This is a genomic window from Microbacterium sp. Leaf161 (assembly GCF_001423645.1).
Classification (GTDB): domain Bacteria; phylum Actinomycetota; class Actinomycetes; order Actinomycetales; family Microbacteriaceae; genus Microbacterium; species Microbacterium forte.
Map to the genome: position 1 here is coordinate 1,899,409 of NZ_LMOW01000001.1, position 15,108 is coordinate 1,914,516.

At 67.7% G+C, this 15,108-nt stretch carries 12 protein-coding genes and 1 tRNA gene; 12 read left to right on the plus strand and 1 reads right to left on the minus strand.

Annotation, left to right across the window (positions count from 1 at the left end):
* The first annotated feature begins 28 nt into the window (after positions 1 to 28).
* The 9 genes from ASF87_RS09175 to ASF87_RS09215 all read left to right on the plus strand — a co-directional run bounded on the left by ASF87_RS09175 (position 29) and on the right by ASF87_RS09215 (position 9,270).
* Positions 29 to 1,804, plus strand: coding sequence for an ABC transporter ATP-binding protein (locus tag ASF87_RS09175; protein ID WP_056375589.1), 1,776 nt, complete (start codon positions 29 to 31; stop codon positions 1,802 to 1,804).
* Positions 1,805 to 1,832: 28 nt separating this feature from the next.
* A complete protein-coding gene (locus ASF87_RS09180) occupies positions 1,833 to 2,924 on the plus strand; it encodes a Gfo/Idh/MocA family protein (RefSeq protein WP_056375590.1) in 1,092 nt (363 codons plus the stop codon).
* Complete coding sequence (locus ASF87_RS09185) at positions 2,921 to 3,847, plus strand: hypothetical protein (protein ID WP_056375591.1); 927 nt, start codon at positions 2,921 to 2,923, stop codon at positions 3,845 to 3,847. Before ASF87_RS09180 ends, ASF87_RS09185 begins: the two co-directional genes overlap by 4 nt.
* A gap of 163 nt (positions 3,848 to 4,010) precedes the next feature.
* Positions 4,011 to 5,306, plus strand: a complete 1,296-nt coding sequence (locus ASF87_RS09190) for an ABC transporter substrate-binding protein (RefSeq protein WP_056375592.1) — start codon at positions 4,011 to 4,013, stop codon at positions 5,304 to 5,306.
* Positions 5,307 to 5,373: 67 nt separating this feature from the next.
* Positions 5,374 to 6,375, plus strand: a complete 1,002-nt coding sequence (locus ASF87_RS09195; RefSeq protein ID WP_042537052.1) for a carbohydrate ABC transporter permease — start codon at positions 5,374 to 5,376, stop codon at positions 6,373 to 6,375.
* Positions 6,372 to 7,265 (plus strand): carbohydrate ABC transporter permease, encoded by an 894-nt coding sequence (locus tag ASF87_RS09200; RefSeq protein ID WP_042537055.1) that lies wholly within the window; start codon positions 6,372 to 6,374, stop codon positions 7,263 to 7,265. Before ASF87_RS09195 ends, ASF87_RS09200 begins: the two co-directional genes overlap by 4 nt.
* A gap of 2 nt (positions 7,266 to 7,267) precedes the next feature.
* The gene (locus tag ASF87_RS09205; protein ID WP_056375593.1) at positions 7,268 to 7,945 is read left to right on the plus strand and encodes a hypothetical protein; all 678 of its coding nucleotides are present in this window, start codon (positions 7,268 to 7,270) and stop codon (positions 7,943 to 7,945) included.
* Between the two features lie 43 nt (positions 7,946 to 7,988).
* On the plus strand, positions 7,989 to 9,005 hold the full coding sequence (locus tag ASF87_RS09210; RefSeq protein WP_056375594.1) for a LacI family DNA-binding transcriptional regulator: 1,017 nt from the start codon (positions 7,989 to 7,991) through the stop codon (positions 9,003 to 9,005).
* Positions 9,006 to 9,181: 176 nt separating this feature from the next.
* Positions 9,182 to 9,270: transfer RNA gene (locus tag ASF87_RS09215), tRNA-Ser, on the plus strand.
* A 36-nt stretch (positions 9,271 to 9,306) separates the two neighbouring features.
* On the opposite strand, the gene ASF87_RS09220 is transcribed toward ASF87_RS09215, so the two are convergent.
* Positions 9,307 to 11,925: an excinuclease ABC subunit UvrA gene (locus ASF87_RS09220; protein WP_056375595.1), complete on the minus strand. Its 2,619-nt coding sequence runs from the start codon at positions 11,923 to 11,925 to the stop codon at positions 9,307 to 9,309.
* A gap of 252 nt (positions 11,926 to 12,177) precedes the next feature.
* Here ASF87_RS09220 and ASF87_RS09225 point away from each other — a divergent pair, with 252 nt between their 5' ends.
* From ASF87_RS09225 to ASF87_RS09235, 3 genes are all read left to right on the plus strand, one after another.
* Positions 12,178 to 13,218 (plus strand): aldo/keto reductase, encoded by a 1,041-nt coding sequence (locus tag ASF87_RS09225; RefSeq protein WP_056375596.1) that lies wholly within the window; start codon positions 12,178 to 12,180, stop codon positions 13,216 to 13,218.
* A gap of 170 nt (positions 13,219 to 13,388) precedes the next feature.
* Positions 13,389 to 14,045, plus strand: a complete 657-nt coding sequence (locus tag ASF87_RS09230) for a GntR family transcriptional regulator (protein WP_056375597.1) — start codon at positions 13,389 to 13,391, stop codon at positions 14,043 to 14,045.
* Between the two features lie 83 nt (positions 14,046 to 14,128).
* Positions 14,129 to 15,103: an NAD-dependent epimerase/dehydratase family protein gene (locus tag ASF87_RS09235; protein ID WP_056375598.1), complete on the plus strand. Its 975-nt coding sequence runs from the start codon at positions 14,129 to 14,131 to the stop codon at positions 15,101 to 15,103.
* The last annotated feature ends 5 nt before the right edge of the window (positions 15,104 to 15,108 follow it).

Genomic DNA, 15,108 nt, shown 5'->3' on the forward strand with positions numbered 1-15,108 from the left:
AGAGGTGCGGTGACTCTACGATAGGACCATGGCACAGAAAGCGCTTTCCCACCCGACCGCGCTCATCGATGGGAATCATCCGACTCGCTCTGTGCTGCGCCTCATCGCCCGTCGGCCCTGGCGGCTGACCTTCGCGATCACCGCGTTCGCGATCAAGGAGATTCCGCTCTGGTTGCTGCCGGTGATCACCGCGGCCATCATCGACGTGGTGGCGAGCGACGGCGAGGTGACCGAGGTGCTGTGGTGGTTCGCGCTCGCCGCGGTGCTCCTGCTGCAGAACTACCCCAACCACATCATCTACACGCGCAACTTCATGACCGTGGTGCGAGACCTCGGCGCCGACCTGCGCAACGCCCTGACCGCCCGACTGCAGAGTCTCTCGATCGGATATCACACGCGGATGAGCTCGTCGATCGTGCAGACGAAGGTCGTGCGCGACGTCGAGAACGTCGAGCTGATGCTGCAGCAGGTCACGCATCCGCTGCTGTCATCGACCATGGTGATGCTCGGTGCACTCGGGATGACGGCGATCACGGTGCCGCAGTTCCTTCCCGTCTACGCCCTCGCCGTGCCGATCGCCATCGGCATCCGCTATGGCATGCGCAATCGCTCGCAGAGTCGCAACGAGGTCTTCCGCCGCGAGATCGAGACGCTGTCTGCCCGGGTCGGCGAGATGGCGTCGCTGATCCCGGTGACCCGCGCTCACGGACTCGAGGAGACGGCGATCAGCCGTGTCGCGGGCGGTGCAGACGGAGTCCGCAAGGCGGGCCTCGACCTCGACCTGCTGAACGGCAGAGTGGCGTCGATCTCGTGGGTGGCGATGCAGCTGCTCGGCGTCGCCTGCCTCATGCTCGCGGCCGTGTGCGCGCTCACCGGCTTCCTGCCGATCACGCCCGGCGAGGTCGTGATGCTCTCGAGCTACTTCACCCTGTTGACCGGTGGGCTCACCCAGCTGCTGATGCTCATTCCGGTCGGAGCCCGCGGCCTCGAGTCGGTGCGCTCGATCGCCGAGGTGCTTCAGGAGCCCGACGTCGAGCAGAACTCCGGCAAGCGCATGGTCTCGACGGTGGCGGGCGAGATCGTGCTGGACGCGGCGAGCCACCGGTATGCGGACGCCGACGATGACGCCCTGTTCGAAATCGATCTGCGCATCGCTCCCGGCGAGACGGTCGCGTTCGTCGGCTCGTCGGGATCGGGGAAGTCGACGCTCCTCAACCTCGTGCTCGGGTTCGTCCGACCCACGAGCGGTCGCATCAGGCTCGACGGTCAGGACATGCAGGAGCTCGACCTGCGGACAGTGCGCCGATCGATCTCGGTCGTCCCTCAGGAGTCGGTGCTGTTCGAGGGCTCGGTCTTCGACAACATCGCCTACGGCATGCCGGATGTCACGCCGGATCGGGTGGAACGGGCTCTGCGAGACGCCAACGCGTGGGAGTTCGTGAACGAGCAGCCGCAGGGGTGGCACACCGTCGTCGGCGAGCGAGGCGCGCGCCTCTCGGGTGGTCAGCGGCAGCGGCTGGCGATCGCCCGCGCCCTCGTTCGCGACCCGCGGATCCTGCTGCTCGATGAGGCGACGAGCGCCCTCGACCCCGAGTCCGAAGGGCTCGTCAAGGAGGCGCTCGAAAGGCTCATGCGCGGTCGCACGACGCTCGTGGTCGCGCACCGCCTGTCGACGATCCGCCAAGCCGACCGCATCGTCGTGCTCGAACGCGGACGCATCGTCGAGCAGGGTTCGCACGACGAGCTGCTCGCCGCAGGCGGGCGATACGCTCGGTTGCACCTGGTGCAGAACGGCATGAGATGACCCCGACTCTCCGTCCTGAGGAGGACCCATGACGTCAGACAAGAGACTTCGCGCTGCCCTGGTGGGCACCGGAGCCGTGGCCAACTCGCACGCCCGCGCCGTCGCCGCGTACCCGCGCGCAGAGCTCGTCGCCGTCGCCGATCTCAGCCTCGAGAAGGCCCAGGAGTTCGCCGGCAGATACGGCATCGCTGCCGCCTACGGCGACCTCGACGAGATGCTCGCCGCCGAGCAGCCCGACGTCGTGCTCATCTGCACGCCGCCGGCTCCGCACCGCGAGCAGTCGCTCGCCGCGTTCGCATCGGGCGCGCACGTGGTCGTCGAGAAGCCGCCGGCGCCGTCGCTCGATGAGCTCGACGACATGCGGGCCGCCGCCGATGCCGCCGGCAGACAGCTTGCGGTCGTCTTCCAGCAGCGCACCGGAACGGCCGCCGCACACGTGCGCTCGCTGCTGCAGAGCGGCGCGCTCGGACGCCCCCTGGTCGCCGTGTGTCAGACGCTCTGGTTCCGCGACGCCGACTACTTCGCGGTGCCGTGGCGCGGCAAGTGGGCGAGCGAGGGCGGTGGCACGACGCTCGGTCACGGCATCCATCAGATCGACCTGCTCGCGCACCTGCTGGGCGACTGGTCGTCGGTGCAGGGCAGGCTCTGGCGCCTCGACCGCGAGACCGAGACCGAGGACGTCTCGACCGCGACGATCGTGTTCGACCGGGGCGTGGTCGCTCAGCTGATCACCAGCGCGGTGTCGCCCCGAGAGGCGAGCTCGATCCGCATCGACACGCAGAAGGCCACGATCACGGTCGATCATGTCTACGGGCACGGCCACGAGAACTGGCGGATCACCCCGGCGCCGGGCTTCGAATCCGAGGCCGAGGGGTGGGGATTCCCGGATGTCGAGGAGCGCAGCGATCACGAGCCGCTGCTGCGTGACGTCTTCGACGCTCTGCTCGACGGCGGGCCGCTGCCGGCGACCGCGGACGCGCCTGCTCGTTCGCTCGAGATCGTGGCGGGGATCTACGCTTCGGCCGCGGCTGACGGCGCAGTGATCACGCCCGAGATCCTGGCCGCACACCCCACCCACCGCGCCGGTTTCGCGAGCCCGGTCACCGATCTGCGCCGATGAGAGAGCTCTATCGCGACCCCGTCTACGACGGCGTCACCGACCCGAGAGTCGTGATCGACGCGGACGGACTGTGGTGGATGTTCTACACACAGCGCCGGGCGAGCGTCGAGGACGCCGGGCCGGGGGTCTCCTGGATCCACGGAAGTCGCATCGGCGTCGCGACCTCGGAAGACGGAGTGGACTGGCGCTACGTCGGCACTCTGGAGCCGGCGGCATCCGGCCTCGGTCTCGTGCCCGGGCCACCGCCCCGCGAGGTCGACCGCACCCACTGGGCGCCCGAGGTCGTCTGGGACGGTGAGCGCTGGCGCATGTACCTCACCGAGATCGACGGCATCCCCGATCGCTGGCCCGGTTTCGCGCGCTCGATCATCGAGTATCTCTCAGATGACCTCCGTCGTTGGGAACGACGCGGTCCGCTCGCGTTGAGCAGCGATCGGGTCATCGACGCAGCGGTCGCGCGCACACCCGACGGACTGTGGCGCCTCTGGTACAAGGACGAGGCAGCGGACTCGGTCACGATGGTCGCGTCATCCGTCGACCTCGACGACTGGCGTCTCGACGGCGTCGCGATCGGCGGACGTCCCCATGAGGGGCCGGCGGTCTTCGACCTCGGCGGATTCTGGTGGATGATCGTCGACGAATGGCGCGGGATGGGCGTGTACCGCTCCGATGACGGCATCCGGTGGGCCCGTCAGGGCGGTGAGGATGCCGTCATCCTCGCCCATGCTCCCGGGGGAGGGCACGGCAATCACGGCGCTCAGGTGCACCACGGAGACGACCTCTGGTTCTACTTCTTCGCCACCGCGGAGGCAGCACCGGTGCACGCCGCGACGGGTGAGCGGAGGCGCGCGGCGGTATATCGGTTGGGTCTCGAGGTCGAGGCCGGGAACCTCGTCGTGAAAGACTGGAAGATCCCGCGGTAATCGATGTAATCGCCGCCGCGAATTGCCGGTTGCGAAACGTTTCAATCTGGATTAGCGTGCAGGTAAGCGTTTTCCCCGCACTATGGAGATCGCTCCCCGCACCAGATGGACACAGGCGTTCCGCGGCATTGCCGAACGAGGACGTTCACCAGAGAGGACAACGATGTTCAGCAAGAAGCGTCTGGCGGCCGCAGCGGCCGTCGCCACCAGCGCAGCGCTGGTACTCGCCGGCTGCGCCGGCGGCGGCAGCCCTGAGGGCGAGCCCACCTACGACCCCGACGAGAAGGTCACCCTCGACCTCGCGTTCTGGGGCAACGACGTCCGCGCCGACCTCTACAACCAGGCGATCGAGGCGTTCAACGAGGAGTACCCGAACATCACGGTCAACGCGACCTTCCTCGGATTCCCGGAGTTCTGGGAGAAGCGTCAGACCGAGGCTGCCGGTGGCGGCCTCCCCGACGTCATGCAGTTCGACTACTCGTACCTTCGTCAGTACTCCGAGAACGGCCTGCTGCTCGACCTCGAGCCCTACCTCGGGTCCGTCATCGAGACCGACCCGCTGCCCGAGAACATCCTCAGCATCGGCGTGGTCGACGACACGACCTACGGCATCGCCACCTCTACCAACGCGTGGGGCGTCTTCACGAACCCGACGCTGCTCGAGACCGCGGGCGTCGAGGAGTTCGCCGGAGGCGACTGGGAGGACTACGACGACTGGATGGGTGAGGTCACTGAGGCGGGCGCAGGCGAGTTCTGGGGTGGGTCCGACTGGACCGGCCGCATCCAGAACTTCGAGCTGCAGCTGCGCAGCGAGGGCAAGAACCTGTTCGACGAAGACGGCACGCCCGGCTTCGACGAGGACCGCCTCAAGGAGTTCTGGGAGTCCGGCGATGACATCCGCGACGGCGTCGTGGTGCCGCAGCAGGTCGTCGAGGAGCTCAACCCGCTCACCGCATTCGACGCGGCGAAGAACGCCAGCGAGATGACGTGGGACAACTTCGGTGCGGGCTACCTCGCCAACCTCGGCGAGAGCTACACCGAGCTGGGCCTCGTCGCACCGCCCGTGACGAAGGAGGGCGCGAAGGACCTCTACCTGAAGCCTTCGATGCTGCACACGATCTCGGCCAAGACCGAGCACCCGGAGGCGGCCGCGACGCTCGTCAACTTCCTGGTCAACTCGCCTGAGTCCGGCGAGATCTTCGGCACCAACCGTGGTCTCCCCGCCTCCGAGACCGCTCTCGAGGCAGCTGAGCTCGACCCGATGAGCCAGATCGTCAAGGACTACGAGGAGTCGATCGCCGACCGCCTCGGCGACGCCCCGCCCGTGCCGATCGTCGGCTACGGCACCCTCGAGGAGAAGTTCCGCGTGCTGGGCACCGAGCTCAACTTCGGTACGACGACGGTCGACGAGGCCGTGACGCAGTTCTTCTCCGAGATGGACGTCGTCCTCAACCAGTGATTCCGTCGGTGGGCCGGGTGATCTCCATCCGGCCCGCCGCACCCCGCACACTTCGGAAGGAGCTGTCATGAGCACGACGGCGACGAGGACGATCGTCACGGACGAGAAGTCCGGACGAGGACGAACGCTGCGCAGCGGCCGACGCCCCGAGAAGGAACTGGCACGACCGGGTCAGCGCGCACGTCTGCGCCGCGAGACCGCGACGGGGTATGCGTTCCTCACCCCCTGGCTCATCGGCTTCTTCGGCCTGACCGCCGTGCCGATGATCTACTCTCTGTACCTCTCCTTCACGAAGTACAACATCTTCCAGCCGCCCAAGTGGATCGGGCTGGACAACTACATCCGTCTCTTCACGAGCGACCCGAACTTCATCCAGTCGGCGCAGATCACCCTGGTCTACGTGTTCATCGGCACCCCGATCACCCTCGCCGCGGCGCTCGGCGTCGCGATGCTCCTGAACTATCGCGACAAGGGCGCCGGCTTCTTCCGCTCGGCCTTCTACGCTCCGTCGCTCATCGGCGGTTCCGTGTCGGTCGCGATCGTGTGGCGGGCGATGTTCTCGTCCGACGGTCCGGTCGACAGCGGTCTGCAGGTCTTCGGCGTCGACCTCGGAGGGTGGATCGGAAACCCGAGCCTCGTGCTCCCGATGATGATCCTGCTCGCCGTGTGGCAGTTCGGGGCCACGATGGTGATCTTCCTCGCCGGTCTCAAGCAGATTCCGAAGGAGCTGTACGAGGCGGCCGAGATGGACGGGGCCAACGCCTACCGCCGCTTCCGCGCCGTCACCATCCCGATGCTCTCTCCGGTGATGTTCTTCAACCTGCTGCTGGGTCTGATCGGCGCCTTCCAGGTGTTCGCCTCGGCGTACATCATCTCCAACGGCACCGGCGGACCCGCGGGCATGACGAACTTCATCACCGTGTACCTGTACAAGCGAGGATTCTCCGACGGGCAGATGGGCTACGCGGCAGCGATCGCGTGGGTCCTGCTGATCGTCGTCGCGATCATCGCCTTCATCCTGTTCCGCACCCAGCGGTCGTGGGTGCACTACTCGGGAGACGACAAATGAGCATCACAGAAGCCGTCGTCACGGCATCCGCCCCCTCGCCTCGCCGGCGCGTGAAGCGCAAGACCTGGCAGACCGTCATCTGGTTCGTCGGCCTTCTCGTGCTGACCGCGGTCGTGCTCTACCCGCTGCTCTGGCTGTTCCTGTCGACGTTCAAGCCGAACTCCGAGTTCGGCCAGAACCCCGGTCTCTTCCCGCAGGCGCCGACGATCGAGAACTACGGCAAGGTCATGGAGGGCATCGCCGGAGTGCCGATGTGGCGCTTCTTCCTGAACTCGCTGATCCTCGCGGCATCCGCCGTGGTCGGCACCGTGCTCTCGTCGGCTCTCGCCGCCTACGCGTTCGCCCGGGTGCAGTTCAAGGGTCTCGGGGTGCTGTTCGCCGCGATGATCGGCACGCTGCTGCTGCCGTTCCACGTCGTGATCATCCCGCAGTACATCATCTTCAATCAGCTCGGATGGGTCGACACCTTCATCCCGCTGATCCTGCCGAAGTTCCTGGCCACCGAGGCGTTCTTCGTCTTCCTGCTCGTGCAGTTCATCCGCCAGATGCCGCGCGACATGGACGAAGCGGCACGCATCGACGGCGCCGGTCACTTCCGGATCTTCTGGGCGATCATCCTGCCGCTGATCAAGCCCGCCCTGATCACCTGCGCGATCTTCTCGTTCATCTGGGCGTGGAACGACTTCCTCGGGCCGCTGCTCTACCTGACGAGCCCCGAGAACTATCCGCTGCCCATCGCGCTGCGTCTGTACAACGACCAGTCGTCGACGTCGGACTACGGTGCCACGGTCACGGCCTCGTTCGTGGCGCTTCTGCCGGTGCTGCTCTTCTTCGTGGTGTTCCAGCGCTTCCTCGTCGACGGAGTGGCGACGCAGGGTCTGAAGGGATAGCCATGTCGGTCATCAGCGGAGACCGCCGGGAGCACCGGGCGGCGAAGCGCGAGGCGCGCTCGGGTGCCGGCCCGACGGTCGCCGGCATCGAACCGGGCGTCAACCCCGGGGCGACCGCCAAGTTCGGTCTGTTCGGCGAGGTGCTCACGATCGGTCTGATGATGACCGTCGTGGCCCTCGGCGTCGTCACTCTGCCGATCGCGCTCGCCGCCGGCATCCGTCATCTGCGGCGTTTCGTCGCCGCGGAAGACTCGCGGGCAGGTCTCTTCTGGGATGACGTGCGTGCCGGCCTCCTGCCCTCGCTCGTGGTCGGTGTTGCGGCCGCGCTGATCGCGGGAGTGCTCACGCTCGACGTCGTGCTGGCCGGGTCTGGTGCCTTGCCCGGGGGCGAGGTCATCGCGGTCGTCGGCTGGGCCGGGCTTCTCGTTCTCGCCGTCGCGATCCTGATGGCCGCGGGCGCCTGGTCTCCTCGGCAGGGGTGGCGGGCAGCGGTCCGAGGGGTTCCCGCAGCCGTCCGAGCGGATGTCGCAGGCACCGCCTACATCGCTGCCGCCGCGGTCTTCACCGGCGTCGTGACCTGGGCGCTCGCGCCGCTGTTCATCGCGGGGATCGGCTGTGCGGCGCTCGCCGTCGTCGCCGTGCCCGCGCGTCGCAGGCGCGGAGTGCACCGCACAGAATGAGAAGGTAGTCGTTGGCGCACGCGCGAACAGACGGAGGCATGCCATGGCGGTAGGGGTGAAGGACGTCGCGGCTGCGGCCGGCGTCTCGGTCGGCACCGTCTCGAATGTCCTCAATCAGCCGGAGCGCGTGTCAGCCAAGACGGTCGAACGCGTGCAGCGGGCGATCCAGGAGCTCGGCTTCGTGCGCAACGACGCTGCCAGGCAGTTGCGCGCCGGTCGCAGCCGCAGCATCGGCCTCGTGGTGCCCGATATCGGCAACCCGTTCTTCGCCGAGGTGGTCAGGGGAGCGGAAGACAGAGCAGCGGATGCCGGAATGACCGTGCTGCTGGGCAACAGCGATGAACGAGACGAGCGCCAGCTGGCGCATCTCGAGCTCTTTCAGGAGCAGCGGGTCAACGGCGTGCTGCTCACCCCCGCCTCCGACGATCTCTCGGCCGTGCATCGTTTCGCCGCCGGGGGGATGCCGGTGATCCTCGTCGACCGTGAGGTGGAGGAGGGGGTTCTTCCGTCGGTCTCCGTCGACGACGTCGAGGGGGGCCGGCTCGCGGCCGATCACCTGCTCGCATCCGGGCGTCGTCGTCTGGCCTTCGTCGGAGGGCCGCAATCGGTGCAGCAGGTCGCCGATCGTCTTCGGGGGGTGCAGGCAGCGGTCGCGGCCCACCCCGATGTGACGCTCGAGATCGTCGAGCAGTCCGCTCTCTCCGTTCTCCAGGGGCGGGCGGCGGGCGAAGCGATCGCGGCGCGTCCGGCAGGCTCGCGTCCGGATGCCGTCTTCGCCGCGAACGACCTGCTCGCCGTCGGGCTGCTGCAGGCGTTCAGCTTCGGCTCCGGCATCCGCGTGCCCCACGACATCGCGATGGTCGGATATGACGACATCGACTTCGCCTCCGCCACCGTCGTGCCGCTGAGCTCGGTGCGCCAGCCGGCCAGGCTGCTCGGCTGGACCGGCGTCGACCTGCTGTTGAAAGAGCTCGACGGGGTCGAGCACGACCGCCGCGTGCGGTTCCAGCCCGAACTCGTGGTGCGGGAGTCGAGCTCGGTGAGCATCCCCGGTCGTTGAGCGAAGACGACGCAGTCGACTGAGACGAAACGTCGCGACCCGTTCTGCGGAACCTGCCACATTTCGTCTCGGGCCGCTTCGCGGGCCCCGCTCAACGATCGGTACGCCGATTCGTTCCCGTCACCGGAACCCGTTATGCTTGCAAGGTGCATCCGATCTTCACGGACCGGATGCCTGGAGACGTCGCATAGTCCGGCCGAGTGCACCACCCTGCTAAGGTGGAGTCCCCTCACGGGGACCAGGGGTTCAAATCCCCTCGTCTCCGCAGAAGAAATCCCTGCTTCGGCAGGGATTTTCTGTTTCAGGCGGTGATACTGCGGTCCCGAGCGGCGAGGGCATCCGCGAGGTACGAAGCCGTCGTGCTCCCGCTCGCCGAGGCGATCGAGCGCGGGGTCCCCTGCGCCACGACCGTGCCCCCGAGGTCTCCCGCACCGGGGCCCATGTCGATCACCCAATCGGCCTGCGCGACCACGCGCATGTCGTGCTCGACCATGACCACAGAGTTGCCGGCGTCCACCAGATGCTGAAGATGCACGAGCAGTCGATCGGTGTCCGACGGATGGAGCCCCGAGGTGGGCTCGTCGAGCAGGTACAGGGTGTCGCCGTGCTGGGCACGCCGCAGCTCTGACGCCAGCTTCACGCGCTGCGCCTCGCCGCCGGAGAGTTCGGTCGCCGACTGACCCAGCGGCAGATACCCCAGTCCCACGTCGAGGAGTGCGTCGAGGTGTCGAGCGACGTCGGCATCGTCGGCGAAGAGAACACGCGCGTCGTTCACGCTCAGGGCGAGCACGTCGGCGATGGTGTGCCCGTGGAGTTCGATCTCGAGGGTCTCGGGGTTGTAGCGGGTGCCGCCGCACGTGCTGCAGGGAGCATGAACCGTGGGGAGGAAGAGCAGCTCCACCTCGACCGTGCCCTCGCCCTTGCAGGTGGGGCATCGTCCGCTCGCCAGGTTGAATGAGAATCGGCTCGCGGCGTATCGCCGCCGCCGCGCTTCCGGAGTCGCGGCGAACAGAGCGCGGACGCGGTCGAACAGCCCTGTGTAGGTTGCCACGTTCGACCGTGACGTGCGGCCGATCGGCTTCTGGCTGACCTGCACGACGCGACGCACGCGTCCGGCGGGACCCGACGCATGCCCGGTCGTCTCCGCCGTCGGAGAGGAGAACAGCGGATCCGTCGTCGTGGCGCTCTGCTCGTCTCGCGAGACGTCGAGCGTCGAGCTGTCCACCTCACTGGAAAGGCTCCTGTGCAGCAGATCGGGCAGAGCCTGGGTGACGAGAGACGACTTGCCCGACCCCGAGACGCCGGTGACGGCGGTAAGGCAGCCGAGGGGGATCGACACTGAGACGCTGCGGAGGTTGTTCCGTGAGACATCGGTGAGCACGAGCTCGCCGTCGGGCTCGCGAGCGGCGGGTGCCGGAGTCGTCGGCCGTTCGGCGCGCGGGTCATCGGCGAACAGGTAGCGCCGGGTCTGGGAGTGCTCCGCCTCGCGGAGCCCGTCGATCGGACCGGAATAGACGATCTCGCCCCCCGTGGCTCCCGCACCGGGGCCGATGTCGACGATCCAGTCCGCATGCCGGATCACGTCGAGGGAGTGCTCGACGAAGAAGACCGTGTTGCCCGAGTCTCTGAGCGATCGGAGGATGCGCACGAGCGCTTCACCATCGGCGGGATGGAGCCCGGCAGACGGCTCGTCGAGCACGAACATGACCCCGAACAGCTGCGAGAGCACCTGGGTCGCGAGCCGCATGCGCTGCAGTTCCCCCGAAGACAGAGTGGGGGTCGACCGATCCAGCGAGAGGTAGCCCAGACCGAGCTCGATGATCGGAGAGACCCGATCGCGCAGCTCGTCGACCAGCCGGTGCGCCGCGAGCTGCTTCTCGGGCGAGAGCGCTTCGCTGTCGGATTCGGCGGCCGACCCGCCGTCGGACGGGTTGAGGGCGGTCTCGAGCAGGGCCTCGAGGTCGGCCAGCGGCAGCGCGGCCATCTCTGTGATGTCGAGACCGGCGAACGTCACGGCGAGCGCCTCGGGCTTCAGCCGGCGCCCATCGCACATCGGGCAGCGGACGCTGACCATGAAGCTCGCCGCCTTCTCGCGCATCTTCGCGCTCTTCGAATGGGCGAACGTGTTGAGCACGTACTGCTTCACCCCGACGAACGTGCTCATGTACGACGGCTCGATGCCGGCGGCGACGGCCTTGCGCACCTGCGCCGGGCCGCGGTCGGTGAACACCGGCACCTGCGGGGACTCCTCGGTGTACAGCACCCACTCACGCTGCTCCTCCGGCAGATCGCGCCACGGGATGTCGATGTCGTAGCCGAGGGAGATCAGGCTGTCGATGAGCTGCTTGCCGTGCCAGGCCCTGGGCCAGGCGTCGAGAGCCCGGTCGCGGATCGTCAGCGACTCGTCGGGGACCATGAGGTGCTCGGGCACGTCGTAGACCTGACCGATCCCGTGGCACTGCGGGCAGGCGCCCTGGACGGTGTTCGCGGAGAAATCCTCGGCGAACAGCGGCTCCGCCCCGGGCGGGTAGGTGCCGACGCGCGAGAACAGCATGCGCACGACGTTGCCGATCGACGTGGCGCTGCCGACGGTCGATCGCGCGCTGCCGGCGGTGCGCTGCTGGGGGAGGGCGACGGCAGGGGGCAGCCCCTCGATGGCGTCGACGTCGGGGATGTCGACCTGGCTCATCAGACGCCTCGCATACGGAGCCACCGATTCGAAGTATCGACGCTGGGCTTCGGCGTACAGAGTGCCGAACGCGAGGGAGCTCTTGCCTGAGCCCGAGACACCCGTGAAGGCGACGAGGGCATCGCGCGGTATCGCGACGTCCACGTCGCGAAGGTTGTGCACACGTGCTCCGGTCACGACGATGGCGTTCGACGTGCCCGAGAGCTTCGACGGTGGGGTCCCGCCCATCATGGACCTCTTCTCGTCTCCCGCGAAGAGCGGGGGTTGAATGCGGCGATCGCCGTCTCTGCGCCACGCTACCGCGCCCGTCCGACTTCGTGGGTGTCCTTGACAGCGGTCGGTCGATCGGGAAGGCGAGCCGATCAGCCGAGTCCCACGAAGGTGTGTCTCTGGTGGCCACGACGACCGCATCGCGTGCCCTCGGTCAGCCGCCAGAAAACGCTATCCTTGAGACCTTCCCCTGCCTGCATAGGAGCATCGTTCATGCCCATCGCCGCTGATGACCCCCGCCTGACGCACGCCTACGAGGCTGCCACCACCCGCTACACCGACGTGCCTTTCCAGCGCGCGGGCGCGAGCGGCATCCAGCTGCCCAAGGTCTCGCTGGGCCTCTGGCAGAACTTCGGACGCGATCGCACGTTCGACAGCCAGCGCGAGATCGTACTGCACGCGTTGGACCGCGGGGTCGTGCACATCGACCTCGCCAACAACTACGGTCCGCCCTACGGGTCGGCCGAGTCGACGTTCGGGGCAGTGCTCGACAGCGGCCTGGCACGCTATCGCGACGAGCTGTTCGTCACGACCAAGGCCGGCTACGACATGTGGCCGGGTCCGTTCGGCGACGGCGGCTCGCGCAAGTACCTCACGCGCTCGCTCGAGCAGAGTCTCCAGCGTATGAACACCGACTACGTCGACGTGTTCTATTCGCACCGACCCGACCCCGAGACGCCGCTCGAGGAGACGGTCACGGCGCTCGTCGACATCGTGCGCAGCGGAAAGGCGCTCTACGTCGGCATCTCGAACTACCCGGCGGAGCTCGCCCGTCAGGCCTATGAGCTGCTCGCAGACCAGGGGGTGAGGCTGCTGCTGCACCAGCCCCGGTACTCGCTGTTCGACCGCACCCCCGAGGCCGAGCTGTTCCCGGCGCTGCGCGGGCTGAAGGTCGGCAGCGCGGTCTTCTCGCCGCTCGCGCAGGGCCTGCTCACCGGCAAGTACATCGACGGCGACGTCCCCGCCGACTCGCGCGCGGCCAACAGTCACTTCCTCGACGGATCGGCCCTCACCGACAGCTACCTCGAGCGCATCCGCGGCATCGACCGCGTCGCGAAGGAGGCTGGTCTGTCGATCCCGCAGCTCGCCATCGCATGGGTGCTGCGCGACCCCGTGGTGACGACCGCGATCATCGGAGCCTCGCGCACCGGCCAGATCGACGACGCCGTGGCTGCGAGCCAGGTCGAGCTGTCGGATGACGTCATCGCTGCTCTCGAGGAGTTCGCCGCAGCGCCCGGCACCAGCGTGGTCTGAACGGCGCCGCGATCGGGATTCCGTGGTGGCGTGCTGCCCCGGACGCGCTGTCAGGCGGGGCTTCTCGGACCTTTCTGACGCCGTCGCGTAATATTCCGTGCGCCAGCGGGTCTGGTTAGTGGACGCCCCTGCGAACGGGGGCGTCCGCAACGGATCCCGAGGAGCCTCAGATGACCATCGCCCACGTCGAGCTGCGAACGCACCAATGGAGTCATCGCAGCCCCGTTCCGCTGCCCGAACTCGCCTTCCAGCACATCCTCGCGGCGATTCTCCGGGGTGAGTACGTGTCCGGTGACCGGCTCGACACCGCACGCTTCGCTCAGGAGCTGCACATGTCGCTGAATCCGATCCGCGAAGCCATCATCCGGCTCCGCGACATCGGATTGGTCGAGGTCACTCCCGCTCGCTACACCAAGGTCGCCGATTTCACCGCGTCCGATTCCTGCGCCGCCCTCAGCTATGCCGGGGTGCTCGCCGGCACTGCGCTCCGGAAGGCGCTGCCGACGACCGCCGAGCGAGTGCGCTCAGAACTCGCGGCCCATGCCGAAGAGATCGGCGGCGCCGTCGGGGACACCAGCCGCCACGCGGCAGTCATCGGGTTCCTCACTGCCGTGACCGACCTCATCGAGCATCCTCGCCAGGCGATCCATCTCGTCGAGGCCACGATCCTGGCCCAGTGCGCCCTGCAGTTCTCCGGGGTCACCCGCGGTGACGGTGTGACGCAGGTGCGGTCCGTCGCGGCCGACGCCGTCGCGCACGCGGTGCGCGCAGGTGACCCGGATGCCGTCGAGACAGCCGTTCGCGGCCTCTTCGAGCACCTCGTCTAGTCCGCGGTCGCCTTCTCGAGATGAGGGCGCTTCGACCCCGGCGATTCGGAGCCCGCTGACCGACCCGTCGATAGAGTCGATGCATGGCTGCGACGAAGGTGTTGTTCATCGGTGGAACCGGAATCATCTCCTCGGCGGCGAGTGCGCTCGCCGCATCCCGAGGCATGGAGGTGACGCTGCTGAACCGCGGGCAGTCGCGCCGGGAGCCCGCGGAGGGCATCGAGGTGCTGACGGCCGACATCACGGATGCTGCCGCGGTCGATGCCGCTCTCGCCGGGCGCGAGTTCGACGTAGTCGCTGACATGATCGCGTTCACGCCTGACCAGGTGCAGCGCGACATCGACCGCTTCGAGGGTCGCACGGGGCAGTACGTCTTCATCAGCTCGGCATCCGCATATCAGAAGCCCGTCGCCCGCCTGCCGATCACCGAGTCGACCCCGCTGCGCAACCCGCACTGGCAGTACTCGCGAGACAAGATCGCGTGCGAAGACCTGCTCACCGCCGCCTATCGCGATCGCGGGTTCCCGGTCACGGTGCTGCGTCCCTCGCACACCTACGACAAGTGGACGATCCCGGCCTTCGGCGGATGGACAGCGATCGATCGCATCCGCCGCGGTGAGGAGATCATCGTGCACGGCGATGGCACGTCGCTGTGGACCCTCACCCACTCGAGCGATTTCGCCGTCGGGTTCGCCGGGCTGCTCGGCAATCCGTTCGCCTACGGCGACACCTTCCAGATCACCAGCGACTTCGTCTACACGTGGAACGAGATCTACTCGATCCTCGGGCGTGCGGCCGGTGCCGAGCCGAAGATCCGCTATGCCACAAGCGCGGCGATCGAGGATGCTGCACCGGATCGCGCCGGTCAGCTCTCGGGCGACATGGCGCACTCGGTGGTCTTCGACAACACGAAGATCCGCCGAGTCGTGCCCGACTTCACCCCCGTCATTCCTCTGCACACGGCGGCGCGAGAGATCATCGAGTGGCACGACGCGCATCCTGACCTGCAGCGCGTCGACCCCGCCGTGAACGCCCTGTTCGACGGCTTGCTCGCCTGACGCAG

Excerpts from the sequence above, each read along its gene's own strand:
- ASF87_RS09175 (WP_056375589.1), top strand. The coding sequence starts at position 29 with ATGGCACAGAAAGCGCTTTCCCACCCGACCGCGCTCATCGATGGGAAT.
- ASF87_RS09180 (WP_056375590.1), top strand. The coding sequence starts at position 1,833 with ATGACGTCAGACAAGAGACTTCGCGCTGCCCTGGTGGGCACCGGAGCC.
- ASF87_RS09185 (WP_056375591.1), top strand. The coding sequence starts at position 2,921 with ATGAGAGAGCTCTATCGCGACCCCGTCTACGACGGCGTCACCGACCCG.
- ASF87_RS09190 (WP_056375592.1), top strand. The coding sequence starts at position 4,011 with ATGTTCAGCAAGAAGCGTCTGGCGGCCGCAGCGGCCGTCGCCACCAGC.
- ASF87_RS09195 (WP_042537052.1), top strand. The coding sequence starts at position 5,374 with ATGAGCACGACGGCGACGAGGACGATCGTCACGGACGAGAAGTCCGGA.
- ASF87_RS09200 (WP_042537055.1), top strand. The coding sequence starts at position 6,372 with ATGAGCATCACAGAAGCCGTCGTCACGGCATCCGCCCCCTCGCCTCGC.
- ASF87_RS09205 (WP_056375593.1), top strand. The coding sequence starts at position 7,268 with ATGTCGGTCATCAGCGGAGACCGCCGGGAGCACCGGGCGGCGAAGCGC.
- ASF87_RS09210 (WP_056375594.1), top strand. The coding sequence starts at position 7,989 with ATGGCGGTAGGGGTGAAGGACGTCGCGGCTGCGGCCGGCGTCTCGGTC.
- ASF87_RS09220 (WP_056375595.1), bottom strand. The coding sequence starts at position 11,925 with ATGATGGGCGGGACCCCACCGTCGAAGCTCTCGGGCACGTCGAACGCC.
- ASF87_RS09225 (WP_056375596.1), top strand. The coding sequence starts at position 12,178 with ATGCCCATCGCCGCTGATGACCCCCGCCTGACGCACGCCTACGAGGCT.
- ASF87_RS09230 (WP_056375597.1), top strand. The coding sequence starts at position 13,389 with ATGACCATCGCCCACGTCGAGCTGCGAACGCACCAATGGAGTCATCGC.
- ASF87_RS09235 (WP_056375598.1), top strand. The coding sequence starts at position 14,129 with ATGGCTGCGACGAAGGTGTTGTTCATCGGTGGAACCGGAATCATCTCC.